The organism is Dietzia sp. SL131 (assembly GCF_026672565.1).
In the GTDB taxonomy this organism is placed as follows: Bacteria; Actinomycetota; Actinomycetes; order Mycobacteriales; family Mycobacteriaceae; genus Dietzia; species Dietzia kunjamensis.
The window spans coordinates 2058725-2080105 of the sequence record NZ_JAPPRI010000003.1 but is presented as its reverse complement, the minus strand read 5'-3'; the positions used below and the strand labels follow the sequence as shown (position 1 = coordinate 2080105).

Below are 21381 nucleotides of genomic sequence, written 5' to 3'. Positions count from 1 at the left end.
CCCACTGGTGGCCCCACCCGGGCCCCGACGAGGGCCGCGCCGGTCATGCCCGGCGCGGCCCTCGTGGTGTCAGAAGGGTGGTGGGTCGATGAGTTCGTCGAGGCGTTCGTGGAGTAGGGCGCGGATGCCTTTTTCGATGTCGCTGTGGTGGGGTTTGTTGCGGGCCCACCAGCGGCTGGCGCTCTCGGGGGTGGCGCTGGCGGGAGTGGCTTTCTCGGGCGTGGTGTCGGTGGCCGCGCTGGTGGTGGCGGCGGCGCCGGCGGCGTCCGTGCCTGTGCCGTTCCCGGTGGCCTTGCCGTTCCCGGAGGTGCCCGTCCCGGTGCCGGGGGCGGGTGGGGCGGGGTCGTAGGTGCGGGCGCGTTCGGCCTTGCGGCGTTCGGTGTTGCGGCGTTCGGTGCGGTGGCGGGAGGCGCGGCGGGACCAGAACGTCGGCTCGGCGTCGGCCTTCTCGTCGCCGGTGGGGTCGGGGCTGCGGCGTTGCTGCCGGGTCCACGCCTCGGTTTCGGCGTGGGCCTGTTCGCGCCGGTACTTGGCAAGTGGGCCGGAGGGTCGGGTGAGCATGGTCGAGCCGTCCGGGGTGCGCACGGTCAGGGTGCCGTCGGGCTGCAGTTCGTAGATCCAGTCCGAGAAGGTCTTGAACCGGTGATGACGCCGGCACATCGCGGCCAGGTTGGCCTCGATGGTGTGCCCGCCCCGACGGGGGTCGGCGTGATCAAACGGCACCACATGATCCAGATCACAGGCCTCGGCCGGGATCGCGCAGCCGGGGTGGCGGCAGGTGCCATCGCGCAGCCGGATCCGGCGGGCCAACTGGGCGCTGGGCCGGTATTTCAGGGCGGCCCGGGAGTCGTCGGCGGCCCCGATGCGCGGGTCGATGGGCTCGAAGGTGGCCCCGTCGCTGGTGGCGAGCATGTCGAGCAGGGCCTGCAGGGCGGCCTGGCCGGTGCGGGTGAACTCCACCCGGGCGCCGCCGGCGTCGCGGGCGGTGTTGCCGGTGGCGATGACGGTGACCTTCGGCCGCAACGCCACCCCGGCACCAGGCGCGCCGGGCTGACCGGGCCGACCGGCGCGACCAGCGGCGCCAGCTAGGCCGGCGTCGCCGCACACCAGGGACATCAGGGCGTCGGCGCGCCGCTCGGCGATCGAGTAGTCCTCGACCTCGCCAGCGGCCGCGCGATCGCCCGCGTTGGCGGTGTCGGCGTTGGCGGTGTCGGCTTGGGTGCTGGCGGCGGCTTGGGCGTCGGCGTACTTGTGGTCTTTCACGCGCTGGTCGAGGGCCTCGGCCAGGACGGCGGCTTCCTCGGTGGCCAGGATCGCCGACACGCTCGACATGCCATCGACGCCCTTGTGGAACCGCACCCCGCGGGTGCGGGCCGCCTCCTGGCGGCGCAGGCGGATCCCGTCGGCGTCGTAGCGGGCGATGATCGCATCGACGTTGCCGCGGATGGCTTTCTCACCAAGGCGCACCCCGCCCTCGATCGCGGCGAGATACTCCTCGACGACCCGCCGCTGCACCGCCTCGAGCACATCGACGTGGACGGTGGCCATCTGCGAGGCCAGTATCTTCGCGGCCTGCAGATCCAGCCGCCCCTGCGCCATCGCGGACAGGATCTCCGGATACCGCAAGTGCAGATCGACAGCGAAAGTGATCATCCGTTCGGCCCGGCCCGTCGAGATCGCCATCGCCGACACCACGTACCCGGCCGCGACATCGATCGGATCGAGCACCGCATGACCGGGCCGACACTCACCGCTGCCCGCCCCGGACTCCTCCCGGCGTTGGCATTCGACAAATAGCTCGTAGCAGGCCACGAACCGGCGCGCCGCCGCGCGATTCTCGCCCATCCACCCCTCACGCGCCGCCGCCCGCAGCTCCGACAGTGAAGAGGGCGAGGCGGAAGACGAGGAGGCGCCGGCCGCACTGCCGCCCGGCGACGACGAACCACCGGACGGGAACGAGCCGCCGGACGAACGGTCTGCGTTACCGCCCATGTGCCCCACCCCCTGACCGTGCGCCGCCTACCCGGTGTCGAATCTGTGTTCTATAATACGCACACACATTCGACTAGGCAAGGGTTTTCCCCCGGCGCACCGGGGGAGCACCGGGGGCGCACCGGGGGTCGAGCAGCTAGGCCGAATCGCGTGGTTCCGGGCCGACGACGTCGAAGAGCATGGCGGTGAACTGCCCGTCGGTGTCGACTTGACGACGGTGGAGGCGGAGCCGACGGGGCAGCAGGGGTCGGCCGGAGCCGAGGACGACCGCGCACTGATGGATCCACACCCGGTCGAGCAGACCGAGGTCGGCGAACTGCCCGGCGAGGTCGCCGCCGCCGACCACCCAGACGTCCCGCCCCTCCGCGGCCTCGACGAGGCGGGGGTGCAGGTCGGCGATATCGCCGGCGAAGTATTCCACGCCGTCGACGGGGTCGAGGTCCCGGTGGGTGACGACCCAGGTGGGCTGGGAGTACGGCCAGACGAACGGCTGGCCGTCCTTGGTGAGATCCCGGCGGACCCACTCGAAGGTGTTCGCACCGCAGACGATCGAGCCGACGCCGGCGAAGAACCGGTCGAAGTGGAGCTCGGGCACCGACTCGTCATCGGCCCCGGCAGTCGACCCCGGCGCGGCGCCTCCGGGAGTGGCGAACAGCCAGGAGAGGCTTTCGTCGTCGTCGGCGATGTACCCGTCGAGGCTCGTCGCGGTGCAGTAAATCGTGGCCATGCTCAAGAATCGCACGGTGGCGCGCCCCGCGCGAGGGGGACGGCGCACCCCGCTGAGCGGGCCGGGCGCACGAGCCGGCGCGGGAGACGGCGCCGGTGCGGGCGTCAGCGCCGGCCGCGTGCCTCGCGGTAGATCTCGACCAGGGAGTCCGTGGAGGAATCGAAGGTGGGGCCCGGGTGGGTGTCGGCGGTGAGGGCGCCCAGCAACTCGCCGGCCTGGGCCTTGCCCAGCTCGACGCCCCACTGATCGAACGCGTTGATGCCGAGGATCGCGGCCTGGGTGAACACGATGTGTTCGTACAGTGCGATGAGCTGGCCGAGGACACCCGGCGAGAGCGACGGCGCGAGGATCGTGGTGGACGGCCGGTTCCCGGGCATGACCTTGTGGGGCGCGAGAGTCGGGTCGACGCCGTCGGCGAGGACCTCCTCCTCGGTCTTGCCGAACGCCAGGACCCGCGACTGCGCGAACAGGTTGGCCATGAGCAGGTCGTGCATGGACACCGCGTCCGACCCATCGGTGGGGTGGGCGTCCAGGTCCGTGCCCGGGCGGGCGATCCCGATGAAATCGACGGGAACCAGCTGGGTGCCCTGGTGGAGGAGCTGGAAGAACGCGTGCTGGCCGTTGGTGCCGGGCTCGCCCCAGTAGACCTCGCCGGTGGGGTAGGTGACATCGGAGCCGTCGAGCCGGACCGACTTGCCGAGCGACTCCATGGTCAGCTGCTGCAGGTAGGCCGGGAACCGTCGGAGGTCCTGGGTGTAGGGGATCACGGCCTTGGACTGCGACCCGAGGAAGCACGTGTACCAGATCCCCAGCAGCGCCATGAGGACCGGTGCGTTGTGCTCGGGCGCCTCGGTGGCGAAGTGCTCATCCATCGTGTGGAAGCCCTCGAGCAGTTCGATGAACGCCGGTGGCCCCACCGTGATCATCACCGACAGCCCGATGGCGGAGGAGACGGAATATCGTCCACCGACCCAGTCCCAGAACTCGAACATGTTGTCCGCCGCGATGCCGAAGTCGGCGACCTTCTCGGCGGCGGTGGAGACGGCGACGAAGTGCGAGGCGATCGCGTCCTCGGAGCCGAGGGCCTCCACGAAGTGCCGGCGCGCCGCGTGCGCGTTGGCCATGGTCTCCTGGGTGGTGAACGTCTTGGAGGCGACCACCACCAAGGTCGTTGCCGGGTTGATCTCCGCGAGGGTGGCCGAGAGGTCGGCGGGGTCGACGTTGGAGACGTACCTGGCGCTGATGCCGGCCGTCCGGAACTGCCGCAGGGCGCTGTCGACCATCACCGGGCCAAGGTCGGAGCCCCCGATGCCGATGTTGAGCACCGTGTCGATCCGCTCGCCCGTGTGTCCGGTCCACTCGCCGGAGCGGACGCGGTCGGAGAAGTCGGCCATGCGTGTGAGTACCGCGTGGACGTCGGCCACCACGTTCCGGTCGTCGACGACGAGTTCGGCATCGGGCGGAAGACGGAGCGCAGTGTGGAGAACCGCGCGATCCTCGGTCGTGTTGATGCGGTCGCCCCGGAACATCGCGGCCCGCTGCGCCGGCAGCCGGGCGGCGTGGGCGAGTTCGAGCAGGGCGGACAGGATCTCGTCGGTGACCAGATGTTTGGACAGGTCCACGTGCAGATCGCCCGCGGTGACCGACATCCGGCGGCCGCGGTCCGGGTCGGCGTCGAACAGCTCCCGCAGAGACACCTCGCCGATCGACGGAACCAGGTTCTCCACCGCTGTCCACTGCTTCGTCGTGCTGATGTCGGTCATGGCTTCGAGGCTAACCGGGAATAACGGCGGGCCGCGGGCCGTTCCAGCGATGTGACCCCCGGAGTTCCGCCCGAAGCCCCCATCGCCCGCCAGGTCGAGCGCCTCGTCGAGCTCGGGGTGCCCGAGCTCGCCGGAATCACGGCCGATCAACTGCGGGCCCACGCCCGCGCACTGCCTGCCGGACCCGGCGACAGCGAAGGCGGTGGCGGGTCCGTGCTGGCCGTCCACCCGTCCCTGGTGCCCACCGCGCGACTGGCCACCCTCATGCGCCGCCACGGTAAGGCGGGCTTCGTCGTCGTCGACATGACCGACCTGGCCGAGTTCGTGCCCACCGACGACGTCCACGTCCCGGACGCCCCGTTATACCTGGTGGGGGACGTGACACGCGACGACGACATGCTGGACTGGACGCCCACCGACGCACACACCGAGATGGGCGCCCGGGGTCGTACCCCGCTCACCGTCTCCGAGGGGATCAGCTGGCTGCTTCAGCGCCCCGACCTACTGGAGCCCGGGAAGTGCTTCATGTGCATCGGCTCACGCAAACCCAAGAAGGGCGGCGGGCTGGACTCGCTGACGCCCGCACTGTGGATCAGTGGCGGGACCGGCCGCGATGGCAAAGCGAACAAGGGCGCACCCAAGGTGGGGTGGTGCTGGGCGAACAATCACCACACCTGGCTGGGCTTCGCGTCCACGGCGGGCAGGGTCGGGCCGGAAGAGTAGCCGGGGCCCTGGTTGTCAGTACAGCTAGTAGCCCAGGCGGCCCCGGCCGAGACGCAGCAGCATGCCGGCGAGGGTCTGCCCTTCCTCGCCGAGCGAGGAGAACCGCTCGTAGACCTTGAGCTCCCGGGTGTGGACGAGCTTCGTGCCGCCCGACTTCATGCGGGTGCGGCCGATGCGCTTGGAGATCTCGCTGCGGCGGACGATCGCATCGAGGATCTCGGCGTCCAGGCGGTCGATCTCCAATCGCAGTTCCTGGATTTCGGACTCTGACAGCGGGTCGTCGGTGCCGGCGGGATCGATGCTCATGACCGAATTATCCCACTGCGCCCCGAACCGGACGAATGACCGTCTAATGTTTCCGCCCGTGGAAGATATCAACACGTTTCTCGCCGACATCGGATCGGTGATCTGGGGACCGTTCGTCCTCATCCCGCTGCTGCTGGGCACCGGCCTGTTCCTGACGATCCGGCTGCGGATGCTGCAGTTCCGCAAGCTGGTCCCCGCCCTCAGGCTGGGGCTGCTGAAACGGAAGGACGACGGCGGCGAGGGTGACATCTCGCAGTACCAGGCGTTGACCACCGCCCTGGCCGCGACCGTCGGCGTGGGCAACATCGTCGGTGTCGCCACGGCCATCGCGCTGGGCGGACCGGGTGCCCTCTTCTGGATGTGGATCACCGCGCTCGTCGGCATGGCGTCCAAGTACTCCGAGGCGTTCCTCGGGGTGCGCTTCCGCGTCACCGACGCCCGCGGCGAGCAGTCCGGCGGCCCGCAGTACTACCTGCACCGGGGGTTCGCGGAACTCTTCGGGCGCACCGGCGGCAGGATCGGCCTCGTCCTGTCCATCGTGTTCGCGGTGTTCGCCGTGCTGGCCAGCTTCGGCATCGGCAACATGACGCAGGGCAACGCGGTGGCCACCCAGCTGGACAACTCGTTCGGCGTCCCGCACGTCACCACCGGCATCGTGATGTTCGTCCTCACCGGTGCGGTCCTCCTCGGCGGTATCAAAGCGATCGGCCGCGTCACCGCCGGGTTCGTGCCGCTGATGATCGTGCTCTACCTCGTCGGCGGGACCGTCGTGCTCGTGGTCAACGCCGGCCAGATCCCGTCGGCGTTCGGCCAGATCTTCTCGGACGCGTTCACCGGCACCTCGGCGGTCGGCGGCTTCGTCGGCTCGGCGATCCTCTACGCCATCCAGATGGGTGTCGCCCGCGGCATCTTCTCCAACGAGTCCGGCATGGGATCCGCCGCCATCGCGGCGGCGGCCGCCAAGACCACGCACCCCACCCGGCAGGGCCTGGTGTCGATGACCCAGACGTTCATCGACACCATCATCGTCGTGACGTTCACCGGTCTGGTGCTGGTGACCACGGGTGTGTGGCAGGAGGGCAGCGACAGCGCCGGGACGATGACCGCAGACGCCTTCGGCTCCGCGATCCCCGAGGGCGACAAGCTGGTGGCGGTGTCCATCGCGTTCTTCGCCTTCTCCACCATCCTCGGCTGGTCGTACTACGGCGAGCGCTGCATGGAACGGCTCGTGGGCGCGCGCGGCGTCATCCCGTACCGCATGGTGTTCACCTGCGTGGTGTTCGTGGGGGCGGTCACCGAGCTCGAGGTGGTGTGGAATTTCGCCGACGTCATGAACGGCCTCATGGCCATCCCCAACCTCATCGGCCTCCTGGTCCTCTCCGGCCTCATCGTCCGCGAGACGCGCCACTACCTGGACAACGACCCCGGCCTGACCGCCACGGCGTCCCAGGTGAAGGAGTTCACGGGGGCCGGTCAGCGCTGATCCCGGGGTGTCGGACCGAGTGGGTAGATTGGACCCACGATGACCGACACCGCACACGCTTCCGCCCGACCGACCACGCCCCACTCGCCCCTCCTGGACGGGCTCAACCCACAGCAGGCCGCCGCGGTCACACACCGCGGCGGCCCGTTGTTGATCGTGGCCGGCGCGGGCTCGGGCAAGACCAGCGTGCTCACGCGGCGGATCGCGTACCTGCTGGCCGAGGGTGGCGCGCACCCGGGGCAGATCCTGGCCATCACGTTCACCAACAAGGCCGCCGCCGAGATGCGCGAGAGGGTCGCCACACTGGTCGGCCCGCACGCCGAGCGGATGTGGGTGGCGACGTTCCACTCGATCTGTGTGCGGATCCTTCGCGCCCAGTCCGCGCTGCTCGGGACGCGGAACTCGAACTTCACGATCTACGACTCGGACGACTCCCGGCGGCTGCTGGGGATGATCGCCAAGGAGCAGCAGCTCGAGGTCAAGAAGTTCACCCCCCGGATGCTGGCCACGGCCATCTCCAACCACAAGAACGAGTTGCGCGAGCCGTCCGAGGCGATGGACCGGGCGATGGAGGACTCCGACCGCACCGGGCAGACCGTCGCGGCCGTCTACACGGAGTACCAGTCGAGGTTGCAGGCGGCCAACGCCTTCGATTTCGACGATCTGATCGGGGAGACGGTCGCGCTGCTGCGTGCCCACCCCGAGGTCTCGGCGTACTACCGGCGGCGGTTCCGTCACGTCATGGTGGACGAGTACCAGGACACCAACCACGCCCAGTACGTCCTGGTGCGCACGCTCGTCGGCGGGGCGGCCGGGAACGACGACGACGAGGTGGGCGTCCCCCCGGCCGAACTCTGCGTTGTCGGTGACGCCGACCAGTCGATCTACGCGTTCCGCGGGGCCACGATCAGGAACATCGAGGACTTCGAGCACGACTACCCCGATGCACGTTCCATCCTGTTGGAGCAGAACTACCGTTCCACGCAGACCATCCTCACGGCCGCCAACGCCGTGATCTCGCGCAACCCGGGCCGCCGGGAGAAGAACCTGTGGACTTCCGAGGGCGCGGGTGAGCTGTTGGTCGGCTACGTGGCGGACAACGAGCACGACGAGGCGAGGTTCATCGCCGGGGAGATCGACAGGTTGGTCGACTCGGGTGAGGCCTCCTACTCCGACATGGCCGTGTTCTACCGGACCAACAACTCCTCCCGCGTGGTCGAGGACGTGTTCGTCCGACTGGGCCTGCCCTACAAGGTCGTGGGCGGCACCCGGTTCTACGAGCGCAAGGAGGTGCGCGACATCGTCGCCTACCTCAAGGTGCTGGGTAACCCGGACGACACCGTGGCGCTGCGCCGGATCCTCAACACCCCCCGACGAGGGATCGGGGATCGTGCCGAGGCGTGCGTAGTGGTCCACGCCGAGCAGCGGGGGATCGGGTTCGGCCGCGCGTTGCGGGACGCGGCCGAGGGAAAGGTGGCGCTGCTGCCGACGAGGTCCGTCAAGGCGATCGCCGGGTTCGTGCAGATGCTCGACGACCTGCGGGGGCGGCTGGACGGCAGCGGTCACGCCGCCGGGGAGGACTCGGCGCCCGATGTCGGGGCACTGGTGGAGGCCGTGCTGGAGAGCACCGGCTACCGCGCCGAGCTGGAGGCGTCCAACGATCCGCAGGACGCCGCCCGGTTGGACAACCTCAACGAGCTCGTCGGCGTGGGCCGGGAGTTCTCCTCGGAGGCCGCACTGCAGCGCTCCGCGCGGGAGCAGGGCTTCGGGATCGAGGACGCCGGGGAGGCCGCGGGTGCGGTGCCCGACCAGACGGATGCCGACCTCGACGAGGGTTTGGCGGAGCCCGGGTCGCTGGCGGCGTTCCTCGAACGGGTCTCGTTGGTCGCCGACGCCGACCAGATCCCGGACGAGGATCAGGGGCAGGTCACTCTGATGACCCTGCACACCGCCAAGGGGCTGGAGTTCCCGGTGGTGTTCCTCATCGGCATGGAGGACGGACTCTTCCCGCACATGCGGGCGCTGGGGGACCCGGCGGAGCTGTCCGAGGAGCGCAGGCTCGCCTACGTGGGGATCACGCGCGCCCGCAAGCGCCTATACCTGACCCGCGCGATGATGCGCTCGTCCTGGGGGCAACCCATGACCAATCCCGGATCGCGGTTCCTCGAGGAGATCCCCACCGAGGCGATCGAATGGCAGCGCGAGGAGCCGGCCGGTGGTGGCGGATTCGGGGATGACGACTCGTATGTCCCGCGCCGCCGCTTCGGAGGCGGTTCGGGCGGGTACGGTTCGGGCGGGTACGGCTCAGGTGGAGCCGGGTCCGCGAGTGGACGGTCGTCCGGGATCCCCCGCGCGAAGGCGTCCGCCCCCGCCCTCGAGCTGGCGCCGGGGGACCGGGTCACCCATGACAAGTACGGACTCGGCAAGGTGCTGTCCTGCGACGGCAGTGGGCCGCGGGCCACTGCGACGATCGACTTCGGTGCGTCGGGCAAGGTCCGGCTGATGCTCATCGGGGGCGTCCCCATGCAGAAGCTCTAGAGCAGAGGCGTCATGGCGCCGCCGGGGCCGGGCCTCTCGAACTATCGAGTGGGCCCGGCCGGAACAGGTCGAACTGTCAGCTACCGAAGGCGGAGGCGACGCTGCCCGCGAGCACGTCGAGACCGTGCTCGGCCAGCCAGATGACGGGATCGACGTGCTGCTGGCCGTCGTTGACGAGCACCTCGAAGTGCAGGTGGGTGCCGGTCGAGAAACCGAGGTTGCCCATACCGGCGATCTTCTGACCGGCGTAGACGCGCTGGCCCTTCTGGACGTCGACGGTCTCCATGTGGCCGTAGACCGTCATGGTGCCGTCGTCGGACATGATCCGAACCCAGTTGCCGTAGCCCTGGGCGGGGCCCGCGTCGACCACGACGCCGTCCGTGGCAGCCAGGATGGGCGTGCCGTTGACGTTGGCGATGTCGATGCCCGAGTGCATCACGCCCCACCGCATCGCGTAGGGGGAGGTGAACGCGCCGATCGCGGGGATGACGACCTTCGGCCGTCGCGCCTGCTCCTCGGCGATCTCGCGCTGGGCGTTGATCTCGGTGCCCGCGTACAGCATCGTCGAGCTGATGTCATCGGTGGACGAGCCGTCGGCAGCGGCCGGCAGGACGACCGGCGCCGGGGCCGAGGGCGTCGCCGGCGCCGAGGTCGACGGTGCACCGGGCGCGGAGGTGGCGGGGGCGGGCTCCCCGTTGGCGAGCAGGGCGATGTCCCCGGCCTCGGCCGAGTGGGTGCTCGTGTCGCTCATGGCGGAGCCGGCCGAAGCCGCGGTCACCGCGGCGCCGGCCGCGACGGCCAGGACGGCTGCGCGACCGCGCAGTGCGTGCGGCGGCGCGGGCATCCGGTGACGGCCGACCCGGTGCGCACCGACAGGGGGGATGACGACGGGAGTCGCGGCTTCCTCGAATTGCGACTTCTGCACCGTGTCGTTTCCCCTCTGCGTTCGCGCCGTGATCTTTTCGTGATGAACGTCGTCCAACGTAACGGATCGGCAACGGTGCCGCAAGGTTGTCGGCGGCGCGTGGGGGAGGGGTGCGTCACACCGGTGCGACTCGTGGTGCCCGAGGGGCTCCGGGGTGCGCATGTGTGGGGTGTGACGGTTCGGACTGCCGTCCGGTGTGATCCACTACACACAGCTACCCCCAGTGTGCGACGGGGGACACACCACGCGCCTAGGATGAGGCAGGACTCGGCTTTCGACAGGGCCGGGCGAATCTACCCACGTCAAGATGGTGAGCTGATGGATCTCTTTGAATACCAGGCAAAGGCTCTTTTCGCGAAGCATGACGTGCCCACCACCCCGGGGCGCGTCGCGGACACCGCGGAAGAGGCCGAGAAGGTTGCGGCCGAGATCGGCAAGCCTGTCGTCGTCAAGGCGCAGGTCAAGGTCGGAGGCCGTGGCAAGGCCGGCGGCGTGAAGCTGGCGGAGGATGCCAAGGAGGCCCGCGCCCGGGCCGAGGACATCCTGGGCCTGGACATCAAGGGCCACATCGTCAAGAACCTGCTGGTCGCCGAGGCCAGCGACATCGCGGAGGAGTACTACATCTCCTTCCTGGTCGATCGGTCGAACCGCAATTACCTGGCCATGTGCTCGGTCGAGGGCGGCGTCGAGATCGAGCAGGTCGCCGAGGAGTCCCCGGACCGCCTCGCCCGGATCAACATCGACCCCACGGTCGGTGTCGACGAGGCCAAGGCCCGCGAGATCGCGAAGGCCGGCCACCTGCCGGAGGAGGTGCTGGACGCCGCTGCGGTGACCATCGCCAAGCTGTACGACGTCTTCATCAAGGAGGACGCCACGCTGGTCGAGGTGAACCCGCTCGTCCGTACGCCGAATGACGAGATCCTCGCCCTCGACGGCAAGGTCACCCTGGACGAGAACGCCGAGTTCCGTCACAAGGAGACCTTCGCCGACTTCGCCGACGCGGGCACCACGGATCCGCTCGAGCAGAAGGCCGCGGAGAACGACCTCAACTACGTCAAGCTGGACGGACAGGTCGGCATCATCGGCAACGGCGCCGGTCTGGTCATGTCGACTCTCGACGTCGTCGCCTACGCGGGCGAGAACCACGGCGGCGTCAAGCCCGCCAACTTCCTCGACATCGGCGGCGGTGCCTCTGCCGAGGTCATGGCCAACGGTCTCGACGTCATCCTCAATGACGAGCAGGTCAAGAGCGTGTTCGTCAACGTCTTCGGCGGCATCACCGCGTGTGACGCGGTCGCGAACGGCATCGTCAAGGCCCTGGAGATCCTGGGCGACGAGGCCAACAAGCCCCTCGTGGTCCGGCTCGACGGCAACAACGTCGAGGAGGGTCGCAAGATCCTCGCCGAGGCGAACCACCCGCTCGTGACCCTGGCCGACAACATGGACTCCGGCGCCGACAAGGCCGCCGAGCTGGCCGCCAAGTAAGAAGCTAAAGGACCTTACACACATGTCGATTTTCCTCAACAAGGACAACAAGGTCATCGTCCAGGGCATCACCGGCGGCGAGGGCAGCAAGCACACCGCCCGCATGCTCGCGGCCGGTACCCAGATCGTCGGCGGCGTCAACGCCCGCAAGGCCGGCACGACGGTGTCCCACAAGGACGCCGACGGTAACGACGTCGAGCTGCCCGTGTTCGGTTCCGTGAAGGAGGCCATGGAGGCCACCGGCGCCGACACGACGATTCTGTTCGTCCCGCCGCCGTTCACCAAGGACGCGATCATTGAGGCCGTGGACGCGGAGATCGGGCTCGCCGTGGTCATCACCGAGGGCGCCCCGGTGCTGGACACCGCCACCGCGTGGAACTACAACGTCGCCAAGGGCGGCAAGACCCGCATCATCGGCCCCAACTGCCCGGGCATCATCACGCCGGGCGAGTCGCTGGTCGGTATCACCCCGGCCAACATCGCGGGCAAGGGGCCGGTCGGTCTGGTGTCCAAGTCGGGCACCCTGACCTACCAGATGATGTACGAGCTGGCCGACTACGGTTTCTCGACCGCCATCGGCATCGGTGGCGACCCGATCGTCGGCACCACGCACATCGACTGCATCGAGGCCTTCGAGAACGACCCGGAGACCAAGGTCATCGTCATGATCGGCGAGATCGGCGGCGACGCCGAGGAGCGCGCGGCCGATTACATCAAGGCCAACGTCACCAAGCCGGTCGTCGGCTACGTGGCCGGCTTCACCGCCCCCGAGGGCAAGACGATGGGCCATGCCGGCGCCATCGTCTCCGGCTCCGCGGGCACCGCGCAGGCCAAGAAGGAGGCCCTCGAGGCCGCGGGCGTCAAGGTCGGCAAGACGCCGTCCGAGACCGCGCAGCTGGCCAAGGATCTTCTCGACGCCATGTGATCCGCCCGCGGTGGCCCTCCCGGCCACCGCGAGTGAGCAGGCCCCAGCGACCCCCGTCATCCCCGGATGGCGGGGGTCGCGGCGTGCCGGGGGTGCCCCGCGCCGGCGGGTATCTACGGTTGTCAGAGTGAGTCCCCCACGCGTCATCCGGCCCGCTGCGAGACGGTCGCCCGCGGGTGCCCGCTCGTTGTTGTGGACGGCGGCCGCCGCGGCGCTGCCCGTCATCGTCTCCGTACTGGTGCTGGCGGCGCTCACCCTGGCGGTTCTGCTGTTCACCGCCGACGGATTCGACTCGCTGTTCGCGGTGGTCGCGGTGGAGTGGCTGGTGGTCAACCGGGTGCCGCTGACCGTGGACCGGGTCGAGCTGGGGTTCCTGCCGTTGTTGCCCGCGCTGATCTATGTGGCGGTCCTGGCCCGGCAGACCCGTGCGGTGCTGGCGGACGTCGAGCAGCCGGGCCCGCGCGAGGCGGGGGCGGCGATGGCCGGTGTGACGCTGGCGGGGCTGCTGTTGACCGGGCTGGCGACGCTGCTGGTCGGGTCGGCCGCCTCGGATTTCGCGGTGCGCGAGTCGGCCCTGCCGACGGCGTTGCTGTGGACCGCAGGTGTGGGGATCGTGGGTTCGGGGCTGGGGGTGTGGCTGTACTTCCGTCGCGACCTGCGCGAGATACTGCCGCTGTGGGTGCGCGGGGGGATCCACCTGGGCGCCGCGTTCGTCGCCGCGACGTGGGCCGTCGCGACACTGCTGGTGCTGGTCGGACTGGTGATGGCGTGGGAGCCGGTGGGGTCGGTCCTGGAGATCGGCAAGGGCGTCGTGGGCGCGGCCGCGCTCGCGGGCATCTCGGTGGCGTACCTGCCCAATGTGGTGATGACGGGGGCCGCGCTCATGGTCGGCGGGGAGGCGCACCTGGGCGAGGCCTCGTACAGCGTGTTCGCGGTGTCCCGGGGGCCGATGCCGGAGGTGCCGTTGGCGGCCGTCCTGCCCACCACCAACCCGCACTGGGTCGTGCAGGGCCTGTTGCTCGTGACGGTGTTCGTGGCGGCCGGGCTCGCGAGGTCGGTCGCGCACTGGTTCCGCACAACCGGCGACGCCGTCAAGGCGACGTGGCTGGCCGCGGGGATCGTGGCCCTGGTGATCGCGGTGAGCCCGGTCATCGCGGGCGGTCGGCTGGGGATGCTCGGCATGGTCGGGACGGGCTCGCTCATCGCGGCGTCGATGGCCCTGGTGCTGTTCGGCATCATCGGGTCGGCGACGATCGCCTTGTCGTTGGCGGGCCTGACTCGGCGCCGCGAGCGGGCCGAGAGCGAACTCGAGCGGCGTCGTCGCCGCGCCGGGACCGCCCCGGTGGTCGAGGACCCGGTCGAGGACCCGGCGGAGTATCCGGTCGAGGACCCGACCGGGAGCGGGGTGGGCGAGGTCGGCGAGGCCAGCACGTCCGGTGTCGAGGACGCTGGTGTCGAGGACGCCGGGGTCGACAGCGCCGGGGTCGACGACGAGGTCGCCGCTTCCGACACCGCCGCGGAAGCCGAGGTGGACGCGCAGCCAGACCTCGACCCGGCTGCCGACGAGGACGCCACGGTTGCCGGGGGTCCGCCATCTCCGGCGGTGGTCGAGGACCCACGGCCGGCGGAGGAGCAGCCCGCGGAGGGTCAGCCCGCCGAGGATCAGTCCGAGGAGGTCCGGGTCGACGAGGGCGAGTCCGAGGACACCCGGCGTGGGGACGCGGTGGCCGACGATGCCGAACCCGGCGATGCACAGTCCGACTCCGACGATCCGACCGGTCTGCCTGCCGAGGGCAGAGGGGCGGCCGACTAGACTCCCAGCCGTGGCCCGCGCTCCCGGTGGGTCTGAGGATCGACGGGTAGGAGAGCCGGACGTGGTCGGTAGCGAGACCCCCAGCGCCTCTCCACCCAGCGCCTCTCCACCCAGCGCCGGCTCCCCTGATGCCGACCCTGCCGGTGCCCGCCGCGTCGTGGTGATGGCGTCCGGTTCCGGGACCCTCGCGCAGAGCGTGCTCGACGCCGCCGACGCCCCCGGCTGCCCGTACCGCATCGTCGCGCTGGTCTCCGACCGCGACTGCGAGGCCGTCGCCAGGGCCGGCCGCGCCGACCTCCCGACGGCCGTCGTCCGGCCCGGCGACCACGCCGACCGCGCCGACTGGGACCGCGCCCTCGCCGACGTGGTGAGCGGGTTCGATCCCGACTGGGTGGTCTCGGCGGGCTTCATGCGCATCCTCGGCGCCGCGTTCCTCGGACGGTTCGACGGTCGCGTGCTCAACACCCACCCGGCGTTGCTGCCGTCGTTCCCCGGCGCCCATGCGGTGCGCGACGCGCTCGCCTACGGGGTGACCGTCACCGGCAGCACCGTCCACCTGGTCGACGCCGGCGTCGACACCGGACCCGTGATCGCCCAGCGTGCCGTCGACGTCCACCCGGACGACACCGAGGCCACCCTCCATGAACGCATCAAAGTCGTCGAGCGCGAGATGCTCGTCGACGTCCTCGCGGCCGCCGCCCGTGGCCGACTCCACATCGAAGGTCGAAAGGTGCACCTAACGTGACCGATTCCCGCAGGCCCGTCCGCCGCGCACTCATCAGCGTCTACGACAAGACCGGGCTCACCGAGCTCGCCCGGGGGCTCGCCGACGCCGGGGTCGAGATCGTCTCCACCGGCTCGACCGCGCAGCGTATCGCCGACGCCGGGGTCGCCGTGACGCCCGTCGACGCGCTGACCGGGTTCCCGGAATGCCTCGAAGGCCGCGTCAAGACCCTGCATCCGCGGGTTCACGCCGGCATCCTCGCAGACACCCGCAAGCCCGAGCACCTCGAGCAGATCGCCGACCTCGGTGTGCAGCCGTTCGAGCTCGTCGTCGTCAACCTCTATCCCTTCACCGACACCGTCGCCTCCGGCGCCGATTACGACGCCTGCGTCGAGCAGATCGACATCGGCGGACCGTCGATGGTCCGCGCGGCCGCGAAGAACCACCCGTCGGTGGCTGTGCTCGTCGACCCCGCCGGATACGGCGAGGCGCTCGAGGCCGTCGCGGCCGGTGGCTTCACCCTCGAGAAGCGCCGCAGCCTGGCCGCCGCCGCGTTCCGCCACACCGGGGCCTACGACGTCGCCGTGGCCACGTGGATGACCGCACAGACCGCGGACGGCGCGGGCGACGGGGCAGCGGGCGGCTCCGGCGAGTTCCCGGTCTGGCAGGGGCAGAGCCTCGACCTCGCCGCGACCCTGCGCTACGGCGAGAACCCGCACCAGAGCGCCGCTCTCTACACCGACGCGGCCGCCGCGCCCGGCCTCGCCCAGGCCACCCAGGTGCACGGCAAGGAGATGAGCTACAACAACTACGTCGACGGCGACGCCGCGTGGCGCTCCGCCTTCGATCACGCCGAGCCGTGCGTGGCGATCATCAAGCACGCCAACCCGTGCGGCATCGCGATCGACGCCGACATCGCGGCCGCCCACCGCGCCGCGCACGAGTGCGACCCCGTCAGCGCGTTCGGTGGCGTGATCGCGGCCAACCGCGAGGTCACGGTGGAGATGGCCGAGCAGGTCGCCGAGATCTTCACCGAGGTGATCATCGCCCCGTCCTACGCGGACGGTGCCGTGGAGATCCTGCAGCGCAAGAAGAACATCCGCATCCTCTCCGCGCAGGCGCCCGCCGAGGGCGAGTTCGAGCGCAAGCAGATCTCCGGCGGCGTGCTGGTCCAGCAACGTGACTCACTCGACGCGGACGGCGACGTGGTCGCCGGCTGGACCAAGGCGTGCGGCGACGACGCCGACGAGCAGACCCTGCGCGACCTGCTGTTCGCGTGGCGCGCGTGCCGCGCGGTGAAGTCCAACGCCATCCTGCTCGCGCAGTCCGGGGCCACCGTGGGCGTGGGCATGGGCCAGGTCAACCGCGTCGACTCCGCCCGGCTCGCCGTGCAGCGCGCGGGGGAGCGGGTCACCGGGTCGGTCGCCGCGTCGGACGCGTTCTTCCCCTTCGCGGACGGTCTCGAGGTGCTCGCCGAGGCGGGCGTGCGCGCCGTGGTCCAGCCCGGCGGGTCCGTGCGGGACGCCGAGGTGATCGAGGCCGCGGAGAAGGCGGGGATCACCATGTACTTCACCGGCGCCCGGCACTTCTTCCACTGAGACGGCGCTTCTGAGATGGCACTGAGATGACGGAGACCGGGGCCGGGGGCAGCGGCGTGGGCGAGCGGCAGGACGCCGCGGCCCCGCTGACCCCGCGCGCCCGGGCCAAGGCCCGGCGCCGCGACGAGATCCTCGTGGCCGCCGCCCGCCTCATGGCCCGGCGCGGATTCCACGCCGTGCGGCTGGACGACATCGGTGCCGAGGTCGGGATCTCCGGGCCGGGCATGTACCGGTACTTCACCTCCAAGGAGGACGTACTGGCCGAGATGCTGCTCGACATCTCCCGGCGCCTGCGAGACGGCGGGCGGGCGGCGGTCGAGCGGGCCGGCGAGCCGGCGGACGTGCTCGATGCCCTGCTCGGGGTGCACGTGGACTTCGTCGCCACGGAGCCCGATCTCATCAGCGTGCAGTTCCGTGACCTCGGTTCCCTGCCGGCCGCTCCCCGGCACGAGGTGCGCACCCTGCAGCGGGAGTACGCGCAGTTGTGGGTGGACGCCCTCGTGCGGGTGCGTCCGGAGCTCTCGTCGATCGAGGCGCGGGCCCACGTCCACGCGGTGTTCGGGCTCCTCAACTCGAGCCCCCGGCTGCCGGCCATGGCCGAGGCCGACCTTCGGCGCGTGCTCACGGCGATGGCCTCGGCTGCGCTGCGGTCCTGAGCGCCTGCCCGGGTGTGTGCCGATCAGGTCAGGGCGGACCGGAGGCGGGCCATCTCCTCCCGGTAGCGCTCGACGTTCGCGAGCTTGACGTGCTCGTAGCCGCGGACCATGTCCGGCAGCTCCGCGAGCGCCACCGCGGTCGCCCGCCAGGTGGCGTCCTTGCCCACCGGGCCCGCGCGCCGCAACTCCGAGGCCAGGTCGGCGACGAGATCCCGGTACCCGGCCAGCAGCTCACGCTCGACGCGGCGGACCTCCGCGTAGCCGAAGAGGTCCATCCGCGTGCCGCGCAGTCGCTTCATCCGGGCCAACGCCTTCATCGCCGGCATGGCCCGCGGGCCGATCGAGATCTTCTTCTTCATTCCCATCGCGCGCAGCACCGGGGGATGCAACTTCAGTCTGGCCACCGCCCCTTCGCCCCAGTCCTCGTCGAGCTGCGTCGCGAACTGTGGATCCACGGCCAGGCGGGCGACCTCGTACTCGTCCTTGTAGGCCATCACCTTGAACAGGTTGCGGGCCACGGCGAGGCTGAGCTGCTCGGAGGTCGGCCCGGCCGGGTCGCCGTCCTCGGGGGACCCGGCGGCGCGGACCTCCTCTACGCGCCGGACATAGTCGGCCGCGTACGCCTCGTCCTGGTAGCCGATCAGTTCGTCGACCCGGAGCGCGACCACGTCGCGGAGCTCGTCGGAGGCGTCGGCGTCGAGGTGGGTCAGCAATCGCTCCGCCGCGGGGGAGGGCACGTGCCGGCCCGCCGTGGCCGTTCCGGCCGGGCGGTGCAACCCGGCCGCCAACGCCGCCAGGGCGTTCGGCTCGGCGACCGCCTGCCGGCCGCGACGGAAGGCCTGCAGGTTAGCGTCGACGGCCACCCCGTTGAGCTCGATCGCCCGCTCGATCGACTGCGCCGAGATCGGCAGGGCCCCGCTCTGGTACGCCGCCCCGACCATGAGCATGTTGGCGGTCTGGGTGGACCCGAAGAGCTGCTCGGTGAGCGCCCCCGGGTCGAGGTACAGCCCGCGCGAGGTGGTCGGGTCGATGATCGCCTGGATGTCCGAGGTGGTCGGGTAGTGCTCGGAGGTGTCGATCACCATCTTCCCGGTGGGTATCTGAGTGGTGGACACCACCGCCGTGGTGCGATCGGGAGCGGCCACCTTCAGGTGGGTGCTGTCCGCGCCGACCAGGCCGTCACAGCACAGGTAGAGGTCGCAGTCGCCGGCCCCGATCTTCGGGGGCTGTTCGGTCGGCGTGCGGGTCACGCGGACGTCAGAGACCACCGCGCCGCCCTTCTGGGCGAGCCCGGTCATGTCCAGGGTGCGCGCCGAGTGGCCGTCGAGGACGGCCGCGGTGGCGAGGATCGCCGAGACGGTGACGATGCCGGTGCCGCCGATCCCGGTCAGCCGCAGGGAGAAACCGCGGTCGGGCGCGACCCCGGCGCGGGCCGGTTCCGGGATCGCGTCGGCCGCCAGGGCAGGTGCGGACGCCACCCGCCGGGACTTCTCACCGGGGACGACGGTGACGAACGCGGGGCAGTCACCCTCCAGGCACGAGAAATCGAAGTTGCAGGTGGACTGGTCGATCTGCGTCTTCCGGCCGAACTCGGTCTCCACCGGATGGACCGACAGGCAGTTGGACTTCCGGCCGCAGTCCCCGCATCCCTCGCAGATGCGCTCGTTGATCACCACCCGCGCGTCCGGCGTGGGGAAGGTGCCACGCTTGCGGTGGCGGCGCTTCTCGGCCGCGCAGTACTGGTCGTGCACGAGAACCGTGACCCCCGGAAAGGCCGCGAGTTCCCGCTGCACCTCGAGGGTGTCCACCCGGTCGCGGACCTCCACGCCCCTCGGCAGGCCCCGGGACCGGGTCGCCCTGACGTCGTCGGTGGTGACGACGATCCTCGCGACCTTCTCGGCCTGCAGGAGCCGGAGGATCTCGGGCAGGGTCATCTCGCCGACCGGGTCCTGCCCGCCGGTCATCGCCACCGTCCCGTTGTAGAGGAGCTTGTAGGTGATGTTGTCGCCGGAGGCCACGGCGGCCCGGAGCGCCAGGGAGGCCGAGTGCATGAAGGTGCCGTCGCCGACGTTCTGCACCATGTGCTGCTCGGTGAGGAACGGCGCCATCCCGGTCCACTGGATCCCCTCGCCGCCCATCTGGGTGACTCCGGTGACGTGGCCGACCTGCTCCTCGTCCATCATGAGCACCATCGCGTGACAGCCGATGCCCCCGCCGACGAGCGTGCCGTCGGCGACCTTGGTCGAGCTGTTGTGGGGGCACCCCGAGCAGAAGTACGGGGTGCGGCTCGTGGCGAGCGGCAGCGCGATCCGGGAGCGTCCGCGTCCCGGGCCGTCGAGCCAGGCCCGAGCCGATTCGATTCCGTGGACCGGGCCGAGACGCTGCGCCAGGCCGCGGGTGACGGAATCGACGTCGAGCTCGCCGAACCGGCTGAACAGGGTGGACCCGTCCTCGTGCGCCTTGCCGACCACGTTCGCCACCCCGGGCTTGCGGAACTGGATGTCCCGGATCATGGTCTCGATGAAGTCGCGCTTCTCCTCCACCACGATCACCTCGTCGAGACCGGACATGAACTCGTCGAGGATCGTGCGCTCCAGGGGGTAGATCATGCCCAGCTTGAGGATGCGGATCCCGCGGCGGCCCAGCTCGTCGTCGCCGATCCCGAGGCGGCGCAGTGACTCGCGGACGTCCAGGTAGGTCTTCCCGGCCGCGACGACGCCGATCCGGTCGTCGGGGGTCGACTGCACGATCCGGTTGAGACGGTTGAGGCGGGCGTACTCCAGCGCGCGGGGAAGGCGGATGGTGAGCTGGTTCTGCTCGAGCTCCATGAGGCTGGCCCCCAGGAGCCGACCGGACGGCACGTGCGGGCTCGTCCCGAGGTCGCCGTACACGGGCAGGATCCGGTCGGGATCGACGAGGGCGGTCGCCGAGGCGTCCGCGACGTGCGCCGAGATCTTCATCGCGGACCACAGGCCGGAGACCCGGGACAGGATCGCGGCGTGGACGCCGAAGTCCAGGACGTCCTGCGGGTCCGCGGGGTAGAGCGTCGGCATGTACAGGTCCGCGAGTGCCAACTCGGACGCGCACGGCACGGTGGAGGACTTGGCGCCCGGATCGTCGCCGACCAGCACCACCGCGCCGCCGTTCGGATCGGTGCCTATCAGGTTGGCGTGCCGCAACGCGTCGGTGGCACGGTCCAGGCCGGGCGCCTTGCCGTACCAGTACCCCACGACCCCCTGGAGGGCGGCGCCGCCGGTGTTGGCGGTGGAGCGCAGGGTGCCCGTGCGCCGGGCGAGCTGGGACCCCATCACCGCCGTGGCGCCCGCCTCCTCGTTGAGGGCGGGGCGGTGCACGATGTCGAACGGCCCGAGGAACTCGCGACGCCTGGCCAGTTCGAGGTCGTACCCCGCGAGCGGCGATCCCTCGTAACCGCTGACCAGGCTCGCGGTGAGCAGATTCTGCCTGCGGTCGAGCCGTGCCCGGTCGCGGACCGTCCGGACCAGTGCCTGGATCCCGGAGAGGAAGACCGTGCCGCTCTCGCGCGTGTAGCGATCGGAGAGGGAGAACGATCCGGCGTCCGCTTGCCCGGTCCGCGGCAGGTCGTCATGCGTGCCGTCCGTGGAGTGGAGGAGAGAGGTCATGATCAACACCTGGCCTTCGCGATACGAACTATGTGCCCCCAGGCTAGGACGAACTGTGAGGCGCGTCACGCGGCCAGTCCGA

Annotated in this window: 15 protein-coding genes; 9 read left to right on the top strand and 6 right to left on the bottom strand. The window is 70.5% G+C overall.

Features of this window, described 5'->3' with window-relative positions:
• Window positions 1-69: 69 nt before the first annotated feature.
• The 3 genes from OVA21_RS10580 to pgi all read right to left on the bottom strand — a co-directional run bounded on the left by OVA21_RS10580 (window position 70) and on the right by pgi (window position 4482).
• On the bottom strand, window positions 70-1992 hold the full coding sequence (locus tag OVA21_RS10580; protein ID WP_096907081.1) for an HNH endonuclease: 1923 nt from the start codon (window positions 1990-1992) through the stop codon (window positions 70-72).
• Window positions 1993-2128: 136 nt separating this feature from the next.
• A complete protein-coding gene (locus OVA21_RS10575; RefSeq protein WP_096907082.1) occupies window positions 2129-2719 on the bottom strand; it encodes a dihydrofolate reductase family protein in 591 nt (196 codons plus the stop codon).
• A 104-nt stretch (window positions 2720-2823) separates the two neighbouring features.
• Entirely contained in the window at window positions 2824-4482 is a 1659-nt protein-coding gene (pgi, locus tag OVA21_RS10570) for a glucose-6-phosphate isomerase (protein WP_069388782.1), read from the bottom strand.
• Window positions 4483-4533: 51 nt separating this feature from the next.
• Between pgi and OVA21_RS10565 the strand changes: the two genes are divergently transcribed.
• Window positions 4534-5205, top strand: a complete 672-nt coding sequence (locus OVA21_RS10565; protein ID WP_096907083.1) for a DUF5701 family protein — start codon at window positions 4534-4536, stop codon at window positions 5203-5205.
• A gap of 24 nt (window positions 5206-5229) precedes the next feature.
• Here OVA21_RS10565 and OVA21_RS10560 read toward each other — a convergent pair whose 3' ends face one another.
• The gene (locus tag OVA21_RS10560; protein WP_069388780.1) at window positions 5230-5511 is read right to left on the bottom strand and encodes a chorismate mutase; all 282 of its coding nucleotides are present in this window, start codon (window positions 5509-5511) and stop codon (window positions 5230-5232) included.
• Between the two features lie 58 nt (window positions 5512-5569).
• On the opposite strand from OVA21_RS10560, the gene OVA21_RS10555 reads away from it, so the two are divergent.
• Both OVA21_RS10555 and OVA21_RS10550 read left to right on the top strand, forming a co-directional pair.
• Window positions 5570-6994 (top strand): alanine/glycine:cation symporter family protein, encoded by a 1425-nt coding sequence (locus tag OVA21_RS10555; RefSeq protein WP_432613283.1) that lies wholly within the window; start codon window positions 5570-5572, stop codon window positions 6992-6994.
• A gap of 39 nt (window positions 6995-7033) precedes the next feature.
• Window positions 7034-9532, top strand: coding sequence for a UvrD-helicase domain-containing protein (locus OVA21_RS10550; protein ID WP_096907085.1), 2499 nt, complete (start codon window positions 7034-7036; stop codon window positions 9530-9532).
• Between the two features lie 76 nt (window positions 9533-9608).
• On the opposite strand, the gene OVA21_RS10545 is transcribed toward OVA21_RS10550, so the two are convergent.
• Entirely contained in the window at window positions 9609-10457 is an 849-nt protein-coding gene (locus OVA21_RS10545) for a M23 family metallopeptidase (protein WP_227022049.1), read from the bottom strand.
• 318 nt (window positions 10458-10775) lie between these two features.
• Here OVA21_RS10545 and sucC point away from each other — a divergent pair, with 318 nt between their 5' ends.
• The 6 genes from sucC to OVA21_RS10515 all read left to right on the top strand — a co-directional run bounded on the left by sucC (window position 10776) and on the right by OVA21_RS10515 (window position 17658).
• Window positions 10776-11942: an ADP-forming succinate--CoA ligase subunit beta gene (gene sucC, locus OVA21_RS10540; protein ID WP_067717323.1), complete on the top strand. Its 1167-nt coding sequence runs from the start codon at window positions 10776-10778 to the stop codon at window positions 11940-11942.
• 22 nt (window positions 11943-11964) lie between these two features.
• The gene (gene sucD / locus OVA21_RS10535; protein WP_067717326.1) at window positions 11965-12867 is read left to right on the top strand and encodes a succinate--CoA ligase subunit alpha; all 903 of its coding nucleotides are present in this window, start codon (window positions 11965-11967) and stop codon (window positions 12865-12867) included.
• Between the two features lie 127 nt (window positions 12868-12994).
• Window positions 12995-14680: a cell division protein PerM gene (locus tag OVA21_RS10530; protein ID WP_067717329.1), complete on the top strand. Its 1686-nt coding sequence runs from the start codon at window positions 12995-12997 to the stop codon at window positions 14678-14680.
• A gap of 163 nt (window positions 14681-14843) precedes the next feature.
• On the top strand, window positions 14844-15425 hold the full coding sequence (purN, locus tag OVA21_RS10525; RefSeq protein WP_067717350.1) for a phosphoribosylglycinamide formyltransferase: 582 nt from the start codon (window positions 14844-14846) through the stop codon (window positions 15423-15425).
• Window positions 15422-17002, top strand: a complete 1581-nt coding sequence (gene purH, locus OVA21_RS10520) for a bifunctional phosphoribosylaminoimidazolecarboxamide formyltransferase/IMP cyclohydrolase (protein ID WP_096907086.1) — start codon at window positions 15422-15424, stop codon at window positions 17000-17002. The genes purN and purH overlap by 4 nt, the downstream gene beginning before the upstream one ends.
• Before the next feature lie 26 nt (window positions 17003-17028).
• Window positions 17029-17658, top strand: coding sequence for a TetR/AcrR family transcriptional regulator (locus OVA21_RS10515; protein ID WP_096907087.1), 630 nt, complete (start codon window positions 17029-17031; stop codon window positions 17656-17658).
• A 23-nt stretch (window positions 17659-17681) separates the two neighbouring features.
• On the opposite strand, the gene OVA21_RS10510 is transcribed toward OVA21_RS10515, so the two are convergent.
• On the bottom strand, window positions 17682-21299 hold the full coding sequence (locus tag OVA21_RS10510) for an indolepyruvate ferredoxin oxidoreductase family protein (protein WP_096907088.1): 3618 nt from the start codon (window positions 21297-21299) through the stop codon (window positions 17682-17684).
• Window positions 21300-21381 lie beyond the last annotated feature (82 nt).